Origin of the sequence: Rhodococcus sp. MEB064, assembly GCF_000834565.1 — a bacterium.
In the GTDB taxonomy this organism is placed as follows: Bacteria; Actinomycetota; Actinomycetes; order Mycobacteriales; family Mycobacteriaceae; genus Rhodococcoides.
This window is the reverse complement of the sequence record NZ_JXQS01000003.1, coordinates 186,061-196,180: the sequence shown is the minus strand read 5'-3', so window position 1 is coordinate 196,180 and position 10,120 is coordinate 186,061. Positions and strand designations below refer to the sequence as shown.

Genomic DNA, 10,120 nt, shown 5'->3' with positions numbered 1-10,120 from the left:
GGTTCACCAGCATCGACCACGCCCGCACCTGGACCGCACAATTCCTGAACCGCTACGCCACCGAACACCGCCACTCCGGCCTCGGTCGGCACACCCCCGCAACCGTCCACCAGGGCACCGCGCACCTGATCCGACAGGACCGGCAACACCATCTGCACTGCTACTACGCCCAGCACCCCGAACGGTTCCGACGCCCGCCCCGAGCACCGGAACTACCAGGACCCACCGGTATCAACCACCACAAACTGTCTCAGACAGGTTGACAACTACCGTGCACGGTGCACAGACCGCCGCGCACTGCGCCGCGATCAGCAGCGGACGGTGTACGCCCAGGAGGTACCGCTCGGCCCGGTGACCCGCACCAACACCGTCGTGGCGCCACCCGGCGGAAGCGAGACGACTGCGGACCCGGTTCCCTCATTCAGGTCGTCGCCGATGTACCCCGATTCGTAGACCTTCCCGCCCTGGTAGAACACTTCGATGTTGTCCGGAACGCTCTCCGTCTCGTAGTCGAGCACGAAGGACGTCGGACCCGTTCGGCCGAGCTGGTGATTGGTATCGGTCACGCCCTCGCCGCCCGACACTGTCTGCTCGTTGCAGTTCTGCGTCGGTGTGCCGGGGCCGCTACTACCGAGGTCGCTTCCACCGAATCCGCCGATGGCCTCGCCGAGGATGCGTGCCCCCTCGCTCAGGGTTCCGATCGGATCGTCGATCAGGCTGCTGCCCGTGCTGCTACCGAATGTGGACGGTTGCGCACTGGCGACTGCCGGTGCGACGAAGGCCAACCCGGCCGCCACCACAGCCACGGTGGCAATCTGTCGACGTCGAAAGTCTCTGCTGCTCACTATGTTTCCTCCACGCGATGGAGCGGTACCTCCGCCTGAAGCCCATCGTGGCAGCGATGACCCGTGCCGCATATCGGTCGTTCGCACTACGTCATGGCGCTGCGACCCGACCGCAGCGCCCGGCGGCAACCATGAACCCCCCTCTCACCGCTCAGCCTGCGGCACATTGAGAGTCTTTTCTTAAATCGTTGTCATAGTGGTCTCTAATCTAAACAAAACTAATGCCTTTATTAATAGCCGACTAGGTGTCAAGCTCACCTGACTGACTCTTCAACTGATGCTCATCCTCAGCACGATGCTGCGCTAACATTTTCTGTCGGTGCTTCTCCAGCTTTGCCGCCCTGCGTTCGTCGGCTGCACGGCGCTCATCACCCTTAGCTTTCTTCAGTCCGGTGAAGAACTCTGCAGCGAGTGGATTCGCTGGCCTGAGCGTCCCGACCTTGTCGTACAGGAATAGGCACATGCCAACGCTGTCCGCATAGGCCACGGCCTGAAGCGTGTACTCTGACTTGCTGAAGAACAACATGAGGTGTGCGTGCGCGCCTCGCGAACCGAACAGCCGCTGTAGAGCTGGTCGGCTGATCTTCGCAACCTGCCACTTCACCTGACCGATCAGGTTGTCGCCGACGAGATCGATCCCGTAGTCAGCGCCGATCGGAGTCGCTTTGACATCAGCTCGACCTAGCTCGACAATCTGACGTACCGCGTTCAACTCAGCCTCGCGGTAGGACTGGATCGTCTTCGGCTTAGCTCCCACTGGTTGCTCCCAACTGCACTAAGAGGCGCACGTCGTCATCTACAGCAGACCCTTCTTGACCAGCCAGTCTCGCATCATCTCATCGTTCGCCTGATTGATCCCTAGCGTCGGTGACCCGTCGATGTGCCCCAAGTACTTGTCGAGCAGGTTGACGTCGAAGGAGCCACGCAACGACCGGCGCTTCTGCTTCTGCGGCTTCGGCTCCTCTAGGAGCTGATCGCGTGGGAACTTGTCCATGACCTCGATCATCTGTTCCATGCTGACCTCTAGACGAGAGCCGGCATCGAAATTCCAATCGAAGAACTCCAGGTTGGCCGCATCCTCGACGATCCCCTGATGGTGAACGAAGTCCGTGCGGATCTTGCGGATGTCGTTGAAGAACTCTGACTTGATGTCGTTCTTCTGCAGCTTGTCCTCGGGGTCCTTGCCACGGTTGTACAAAGCCGCGAAGCGCGGCCTGAACTGCTCGTCCCAGAGAGCGTGTATGTAGGTGAACCACTGGGCGTACTCGATGCCCATAGCTTCGGGGTAGTACTCAGTGCTTCCCATGCCACCGCCGCCGAAGACCATGACGTTAGCGCCCGAGTTGATCGCATGGACCATGTGCTGCATGTGAATCTTGCCGGGTCCGGGGGTGTCAGAGTAGAAGGAGCTTTCTACAGGGAACGCGTGCTCAGACTGGTTCCGGATCTCCTCGGCGTTGGTCGCGTGCATCGAGAAGTAGTGCCCGACGTCCTTACGAGACCGACCCTGGACGAACCTGGTGTGTTCCTCTTCCCAGTCCGAGACACGTTGCAGTATCGCGTTGTGTGCGGACATGGAAAGGATGAGGGACAACATGAAGCCACGTTCGAGCTCCCCCACCAGGGTTGTAGCTGAGTCGATCTCGTCGTCTGTGGTCGAGCGTAGAACCGGCAGCACTTCGTCAACGGCTTCGACCAACCTCGTTAAGCCAGTGTGGAACCCGGCTCCAGCTGTGAGTGACTTCGCCTGCTGGATCACTCCGTTCAGCTGCTCAGCCAAGGCTGTTCCCTCTATCGGAGGGTTGGACTCGATCATCATCTTGATGGGGTCGGTACTCACGCCGATCATCATGTTCTGCGCTTGCAACGGTAGCGGCCTACCGTTGGCGCGGTACATCTCAGCAGAGTTCGCCGACTGACTCATCAGCACCCGGCCAGTTTCGAGAACCTGCAACCACCGGGACGCTCGCGTCTGCTTGATCATGGGGCAATCTTCTCACCCCGCACCGACACGACCATGCTCGGCGTTTTCCCGTGAGGTGCAAACTTCAGAACTCGAGAGAAGCTCTGTCGTCTACACTGTTTGGTCGGCCAACCGGTGTTCAGTAGGCGCGCTTCAATTCAATGTACTGACGAGCTCGGATCAGAAGCGAGCGTCTTCTTGCTTCGGAGTCCCAGCCAAAAAGGCTGGTGTCTGACGGACCTCTCCACCGAGAGACGTAAGCGAAAGTGTCGTCTCTTGAAATGGGACTCAAGCCACCCACGGTAACTACGAAGCTACTACTTGTATTTATCTTCAACCGAGCTAGATCAGAAATATATCCGTTTATAATCCCCAACCCTTGGACATAGAAATAATTACTTGTAGTCATGTCGCTCTCGTCGACTACATACCCGTTTCCAATGAAGGTGAGCGTGCTGACACGCTCGCATTTTCTACATTTTCTAGTAGTGAAACCAGCGAACGTTTTCTCAGGGAATAATTCCGATGACTCACTGTAAATGGGCAGACCCGCAACACCGTTTGTGGATAGCAACTGAACAAAGTCGTCTAGTACAGTCCTGGACTTACGCTGTGCCTCATCCTGACGCGATCTGATTATCTGATCAGCCTTTGCCATCGCATTGTAGTCACCCTGCATGTCACCCACGTTTGCAGTACCTCCGTCCGAGTTTTGCCAAAGCCTACCGAAACTGCACTCTTATTGCGGCGTATTGAGTGACTGGGGTGCTGCTACGGCTTCCAGTTGAAGAGCAATATCTAGTCCGTAGTGAGTGGCTCTGCGTAATTCTGCATTCTCGCGACGGAGAGCTTTCAACTCCGCATCACGATCGGCGCCCCCTGATCCTCCGTCGGATTCGTCAGCGGCGCCGGTTTCCTCGACCCAGTTCCGCAGCGTCGCCGGATTCACATCCAACAATCCACCCGCATGCTTCCGGACGGCGAGCTTCGTGTCACCGTGCTCGGCAATCCGCTCCTGATACATCCTCACCGCGCGGTGGCGGGTCTCCTCGTCGAACTTCTTCGGTGCAGCCATACCGGCATTCTCCTGGTGAGATCACAGTCTCCACCAGACCCAGGACGGTTCAATGAGCCATTTGGGTTAGAAAGTCAATACTATTTTCTGTTGACGACACTGGTTATTCACAGTTCTTCAATCGATGTCGGTGGGGTCCACTAAGCTCATGCCCATGTGGAAGAAGACGATCGCTTGGACGATCGGTACCGCAAGCGCAACCGGTGTCGTTGTGTTCGGCGTGCTAGGTCTCATTCATCACTGGGGCTCGGGTCAATTCGGTCCACTAGCGGCCTGGGTGTCAGGTGCAGGAACGTTAGCCGCTGTGACTATCGCGTTGTGGCAGGCTCAGAGGACCAACCAACGTGCGGTCGAGGATGCACGCAACGCGGAGGAGCGCTTGGATGAAGAGCGCAAGCGACACAAGGAGCAGTTGCAAGCCCAACGTGTGGCAGTCATGAGACGCGAGCAGATCGAGGCTGGCAAAGAGATCGCCGCGTCACTGCGCCAGATATGGCGACTCACTGACAACTTCACCTGGTCGTTCAGACTAGAGTCAGAGAGCGACATAGCCAAAGACACCTACCTCGATGGTGTTACGGACTACTCGGACGTCTTCTCATCCACGGAGCACTCGATCGAACTCGCACGCTTGGGCATCTTCGACGAGACCCTGCTGGGTAATGTCGAGACTGGACTGAAGCGGGCGCGCAAACTGCGCGGTGAGATAGTTGGTGTGGGGCTCGCTCAGCTAGTGAACTGGGATTCCTATGACAACAGCTACGAGGAGGTTGGCGAGTCGGTCAGGATCATCACTACCTACTTGAACGCAGCGCTCAACCCTGTCTACCTGCGATACATCCGCAAGCAGTTGGACGAGGACAACTTTGAGTCATCCGTTTGAATGACTGGACTAGTGCAGGCGGCCTCTGAGGATCGAACACCTGGTTGAATGCTCGGGTGAGTGAAGAACCGCTTGAGTCGTACCAAGACGCTGACCCGCAAATGCGTGCGGTGATCGAACAGGTACTACAGGGAAGACGGCAGAGGGAACGCTTCGAGCTGATCCTGCGGATCGCAGGCATGCTGACAGGCTTAGTAGTCGTGCTAGTTTCGTCCCTTCTAGTGCTGAGCCTGATAGAAGCAGATGCGTTCGGTCCCCCGTTAGTCGCACTAAGCGTGAGCGTCGTTATCGGAACTATCGCTGGCGTCGCCACCGGCGTTCAGACCAAAGTTCGACGACGTCGAGACGAAGATAACGGCCATTTGAGTAGCAGAGCCGTTCACGCAATGTTCAATAAACTTGATGCTACCGACTTCTCAGCTGAAAACGTCAAGCTTCGAAGAGACATAAACCGCGAAATTCGTAGAGTTGCTAAGGCTGTTGAATCAATACCCAACATGGCTGATGTTGAACATCCCGCACTCAACAGCGCGATCGCAACACGTGTGCAAGGTTTGCTCAATCTGCAAGTCGAGATCATGTCAATGCACACGCCGGCAGAAAAACGGGAGCTTCACAATCAAATCGCTATCGCAGTTGTTAAATTCAACGCAGGAGCTTGGGTGACCCTACCGGAGGCCGAATATATTCCAGTAGAAGCGAAGGTTACCCTACTAAGGCGCATCTTTTACGCCACGCTATCAGTTCTCTTCTTCGGGGGACTTGTGACGGTCATCGTTTTTGCATCGAATCTCGGTGTCGCTGCACCTGTACTTTCCATCCTATTCACAGTTGCAGGCATATCGTTCTTGCGCGCTGCCGGGATAATGACTCAGTCCGTGCAAGAAGCTCTAGATACAGCCCAGAAGATTTACCCAACAATCAAAAACCAAGGAACTGATGGGAAGAAGGACGAAGGTATAGCAACGAGAGAAGGTGGTAGCGAGACATAGCGCCCCCCTTCCGCAGCTATACGGAACACGTGAATACGAATCCAATACAAACACTTTGTATGACCGTTCTATCTCCGAGTACTAGGTGAAAGTCTCCCGATCTGTATATGCGTCGCATTAGCCAGGCTGACGTAACAGGGGGCGATGTATCAGCGCCTGGACGCAACGTCACATACAAGTACTCTTGCGCATGTTCACTTCATTTTGCGTCCACAATGGGGAGGGGCTAGTAGTGCGCGGTGCGGTTTTGATCAAACCACCTACTGATTCTTTGCAGGGTGTTTGCATAAGTTACCGAATTTGTTAAACTAAGGGTGTCTAGGTTAGCTATTAACTAACACAAACGCAGCAGTCGCATTTGAAGCGGCTGATTCAAATTCTCCCATACACCCTACCGATCACTGATAAGGGTCGCCGCGGCCTGGTCGCTCACGTCACGGGGTTGAATTTTGCAACAGCTAAGCCGTTCCTCAAGAACTGCACGGACGAAGAGACCACCGCAGTCGCAGAGGCGGTCGAGGACATCAAAGCCCGGACCTACAACCTCCCCCTGAGTGGGTAGACGACGGTATCGCTCCCCCAGTGGAGACAGCCTGATGTTCGTTCCCAGTGACTCATCCGAGGTGAAGGATCAGAAGATGGAGGCAGAAACGCTCATCGTCATCGAAGAAGAAGATGCGTGCGGGTAGTAAACAAAGCGGTGCTCAGCACCAGAAAGACTTTTGGCGAGGAGACCAATAATTAGACAGCGGTTCGACGAGGTGCAGAGACACCTCGAAAAGCGGAACGGAAGCGTCGAGTCAATTGCAGAGCGCGTGGGCGTGTCTGTATCAACTGTCGGCAACATCCGACGGGCCGGTAGCTGGGACAGGTTTGAGAGCAGACGGCTGTATCGGAAGCGGCAGGAGTCGGCAGAACGAGCAATGCACCCAGCGCAGCGACCTACGACTCACAACGTCACTGTGACGAAGGATGTACGGAAGCAGCAGGGCGTAGGACAGACCAAACGCCCAACCCGCTAGATGCATCATTAGTATCGTGGTCGGGCAGAAGCAGAGGTTCGACAAGTACATCGCGAGGAACAACGAAGCACTTGAGTTCTTGCACCGCGAGATCGCTGACGTGCGACGGGAGAACGCCGAGCTTAAGGAGTGCGTGTCGGAGCAACAGGAGGCTGAGGAACGCGCAGCAGCTAAGGCTCGACAGCGCACGGACAACCCAACGTTTGTTGACCGTGTAACTCGGAGGTTCAAGTCGTGAGCGGGCCTGCCGCCGGCGGAGCTAAGGCCGCTGAGAAAAATAGAGCCAAGCACGGCCCAGACTTTTATAAACGCATCGGCGCTCTTGGAGGTCGAGCTGGGAAGACAGGCAAGTTCGCATTTGCGAAGGTAGGGCCGGACGGTATGACTGGACGACAGCGAGCGCTTGTCGCAGGAGCGGTCGGTGGCCGGTTGAGTAAACGACCATCGAAGAAGGGCGCGATCGAGTCCTAAGACGGAATCAGCTGGATGAGAATGCGATGAAAAGCTGGATGCCTCGTGAGACTGATGCCGCGGCGACCCCCAGTGTCACAACCAGGATCAGCGGACCACGCCAGTTGCGCTTCGCAAGCTTGACCGGCCACGAGCGATCCCTACGCATGATCACGAGTCCGACGACGTTCCAGATATAGAGGAACCCCAGAATCGGAGCCACGAACCACATGATCGCTTGACCTAGCATGCGGGCATCGTACCTAGACATCACCAGGCCGCTTGCAAGGGCGACAGACGAAGATCAACGATCGTAAGTCGTCGTCCTGCTTCGGTTCACGGATGTGCATCTAGAAGAGCGACATCTTCAGGCAACACACTGCAGACCTTGTCGTTTAGCCCGTTGGCGACCATCCACGCAATGACGCGGCCACGCATCTTGTCTGCACGGGCCGGTGGGCGTTTAGGCAGAGGGCCGAGATCTGTTGATCGCCTTATGCGGCGCTCGCTCCCCACAGGCAACCCGCGAAACTCCACGATCTCACACGCAGTCTTGCCGGCCCTCAGCGTAGGCCAGGACATCATCAAGGTGATAGTGACGACGTGGCATATTTAGTAACACTATAAAGGAGAAACTATGGAAGATCAAAAGCATTGGCATTTGAACTATGAAATCAGTCCGTGGCTGCCAAAGACTCGGAATGGTACCGAGAAAACGACTGCACCTGGCATAGGAAAGATGGTTCACACGAATTAGGCTCGTCTAGCAGCACTAGGAATGGTGGTCACCCGAGTAGCCAATTTAGCGCTGCAAGCCGCTGGTTACGACGTCGAGCTTATTGACACATTCGAGGTCGAATCATGATGTCCGTACCCCGGCGAAAGAAGCGACTGATCATCGTCGACTTCCTCGCTGACGTGATGTTCTACCTCTTCATCTGTGGCGTGACCATCGCCCTCGCTGCGGCCGGCGCGTTCTGGTTCATACACACGTCCGCTGGTACTAGTCCAGCGTGTCCACCCCGGCATCCGACCTCCCGTCGTGCCGGGGTGAATCCGCTGGTTACCTTTAGACGCCTAGAGCGGACTCCACCGCAACCGTGAAACCGAAGTACAAGTGACCCAGACTCAGCATCGAGCTGAGGACACAGTGCTTGTAGAACTGTTCCATCTGACCGTCCGCCGTCAGCTCGGCAAGCGCATCTCTTCTCTTGCCCCAGTGAAGTGTGTCCCCGTAGTTGAAATCCAGGATCAGATTGCTCGGGTTTACGTTCGCGAACGTTAAGGGTCGACGTTCGTCGACTTCTTTGTGAGCCACCAACTTCCTAGATATATAAGTTTCCAACATCTGCTTGCTTATCTCTTTACGGGCAATTTTCCAACCGTCAAGTACAACCTGACCCCGCTTCGCACGTGAGCTGGTCTCATTCTGCAGTTTCTTGTTCAGGATCTTGAACGCTTTGTCAAACGAAGCCTCGTCACTTTCGTTGTTGATCAGCCTAAAAGTCGCAGAGGCTGCCGTGAACGCTTCTTCACTAGGCAAGACGGCGGATACAGACGTCTCTTCGTTTTGGGTTGTCATGGAAAGCGAGCCCAGCTTGTCATTGAAAACAGAGTACTTTGCGAGCCGACGGCAGTAAGTGACGTACTGCTCTAAGAGTTCGCGCTCTTCATCAGACAACGCCAGCTTCGGGAAGCCTGCGGGGCTTGGGAGCTTGAACGCGTAAGTCAACTGCTGCCAGTGATAGCTGAAGGCGTCAAGGTTACTTGCTTCTTCCCGCAGGGGGATTGGGAAGAGGAGGTCTTCCGGCAGCACAGCATCATGCAGCGGCAGGGACTTCAACGTGTACTTCCCCGTATACGGGTCGAGCCGACGCGCAACTATTCGGTGCATGATCGCGAACTCGCCGTAGTCAAAGCTCGCGAAAGTGGTCCCGTAAGGCACCGGTTCATAGCCCGGTCCGTACTTTTCGTCGATCCAGGCTTGTGCGTTGCCTGTCCCCCACGGCTGAGTGTGACTGTGAAACAACAAAACCTCCCGTTCTCGTTTTGACCATCGTAGGTTTCTCTGGTAGTACGCAAAGCTAATGAAATGATATGAGTGAATGACAACATAACCACCTGACCGCTGGTCAGACAACGACAGCATCTCCTTCCAGGTGGAGCGAGCCGACTACAATGAGACGACGGTTGACGCAGGGACTGCACGAGCGATCGCAGCACGGTGGGACTCCCCAGCCGCACGAGCACTGCACTCCTTCGTCACGACCGGCGCTGTTATCGCGGAGCTGTTCGATGACCTGGGCGTGGCGATGAACCAGGCACCAGATGACAGAGCACGTTCGCTCATCGAGGCAGTCGCCTTGTTTGCGAGTACTACAGAAGACTCCGGACCTGTTGAGGGTTGGGCGAGTATCTGGGTCGAGACGCTCGAGGGACCGCTTGAGTGGAATGCTGAACCTCCGGCCTCGGATGGGAGCACATCGACATGGAAGCTCACACCATCCGCATCGTTCGGACGCGCGCACCATCGTCGACGGCGAGGTCGAAACGGGTGAGCCGAAGACGGATCGATCGAAGCAAGATCTCCCGATCCCCGACCAGGTATACACGTCGCTCATTCACGCTCGTGCTGTGCAGCGCCAGAAGATGTCACGGGCCGGTGACAAATTTCGTTACAGCGGATACTTGTTCGTCAACGAGCTGGGAGTGCCTGTGTAACCCGACTAACTGACGGATCGATGGAAGGCCGCGTACGGACGAGCTGGCGTGCCAGTCATCAACCTGCTCGACGAACGGCATACGTGCGCCACGCTGATGATCCTCGATGGCGTACCCATTCCGACGGTTTCTACCTGGTAATGACACGCGACGGCAGCATCCATGATGG

At 56.2% G+C, this 10,120-nt stretch carries 9 protein-coding genes and 1 pseudogene; 4 read left to right on the top strand and 6 right to left on the bottom strand.

Annotated features, from left to right (window positions below):
- The first annotated feature begins 11 nt into the window (after positions 1–11).
- Positions 12–263 (top strand): hypothetical protein, encoded by a 252-nt coding sequence (locus RU01_RS22695; protein WP_269430083.1) that lies wholly within the window; start codon positions 12–14, stop codon positions 261–263.
- Between the two features lie 45 nt (positions 264–308).
- Here the strand turns inward: RU01_RS22695 and RU01_RS02320 are convergent, their stop codons facing one another.
- The 4 genes and pseudogenes from RU01_RS02320 to RU01_RS22690 form a co-directional block, all read right to left on the bottom strand.
- A complete protein-coding gene (locus tag RU01_RS02320) occupies positions 309–845 on the bottom strand; it encodes a hypothetical protein (RefSeq protein WP_231568563.1) in 537 nt (178 codons plus the stop codon).
- Between the two features lie 241 nt (positions 846–1,086).
- A complete protein-coding gene (locus tag RU01_RS21965) occupies positions 1,087–1,602 on the bottom strand; it encodes a restriction endonuclease (protein ID WP_052493079.1) in 516 nt (171 codons plus the stop codon).
- A gap of 39 nt (positions 1,603–1,641) precedes the next feature.
- Positions 1,642–2,829: a hypothetical protein gene (locus RU01_RS02310; RefSeq protein WP_042572861.1), complete on the bottom strand. Its 1,188-nt coding sequence runs from the start codon at positions 2,827–2,829 to the stop codon at positions 1,642–1,644.
- A gap of 793 nt (positions 2,830–3,622) precedes the next feature.
- Positions 3,623–3,883, bottom strand: a pseudogene (locus RU01_RS22690) (transposase); the annotation flags it as partial.
- A gap of 154 nt (positions 3,884–4,037) precedes the next feature.
- On the opposite strand from RU01_RS22690, the gene RU01_RS02305 reads away from it, so the two are divergent.
- The 3 genes from RU01_RS02305 (at position 4,038) to RU01_RS02300 (ending at position 7,018) form a co-directional block, all read left to right on the top strand.
- Entirely contained in the window at positions 4,038–4,766 is a 729-nt protein-coding gene (locus tag RU01_RS02305) for a hypothetical protein (protein WP_156148749.1), read from the top strand.
- Positions 4,767–4,822: 56 nt separating this feature from the next.
- The gene (locus RU01_RS22685; protein WP_156148748.1) at positions 4,823–5,758 is read left to right on the top strand and encodes a hypothetical protein; all 936 of its coding nucleotides are present in this window, start codon (positions 4,823–4,825) and stop codon (positions 5,756–5,758) included.
- A gap of 1,038 nt (positions 5,759–6,796) precedes the next feature.
- Entirely contained in the window at positions 6,797–7,018 is a 222-nt protein-coding gene (locus RU01_RS02300) for a hypothetical protein (RefSeq protein WP_042572859.1), read from the top strand.
- 240 nt (positions 7,019–7,258) lie between these two features.
- On the opposite strand, the gene RU01_RS02295 is transcribed toward RU01_RS02300, so the two are convergent.
- Together RU01_RS02295 and RU01_RS02290 are read right to left on the bottom strand one after the other, a co-directional pair.
- A complete protein-coding gene (locus RU01_RS02295) occupies positions 7,259–7,480 on the bottom strand; it encodes a hypothetical protein (RefSeq protein WP_197074658.1) in 222 nt (73 codons plus the stop codon).
- A gap of 819 nt (positions 7,481–8,299) precedes the next feature.
- Complete coding sequence (locus tag RU01_RS02290) at positions 8,300–9,370, bottom strand: hypothetical protein (protein WP_197074657.1); 1,071 nt, start codon at positions 9,368–9,370, stop codon at positions 8,300–8,302.
- Positions 9,371–10,120 lie beyond the last annotated feature (750 nt).

Bases quoted from the DNA above. Each gene is read 5' to 3' on its own strand.
- RU01_RS02310 (WP_042572861.1), bottom strand. From the start codon at position 2,829: ATGATCAAGCAGACGCGAGCGTCCCGGTGGTTGCAGGTTCTCGAAACT.
- RU01_RS02305 (WP_156148749.1), top strand. From the start codon at position 4,038: ATGTGGAAGAAGACGATCGCTTGGACGATCGGTACCGCAAGCGCAACC.
- RU01_RS02295 (WP_197074658.1), bottom strand. From the start codon at position 7,480: ATGCTAGGTCAAGCGATCATGTGGTTCGTGGCTCCGATTCTGGGGTTC.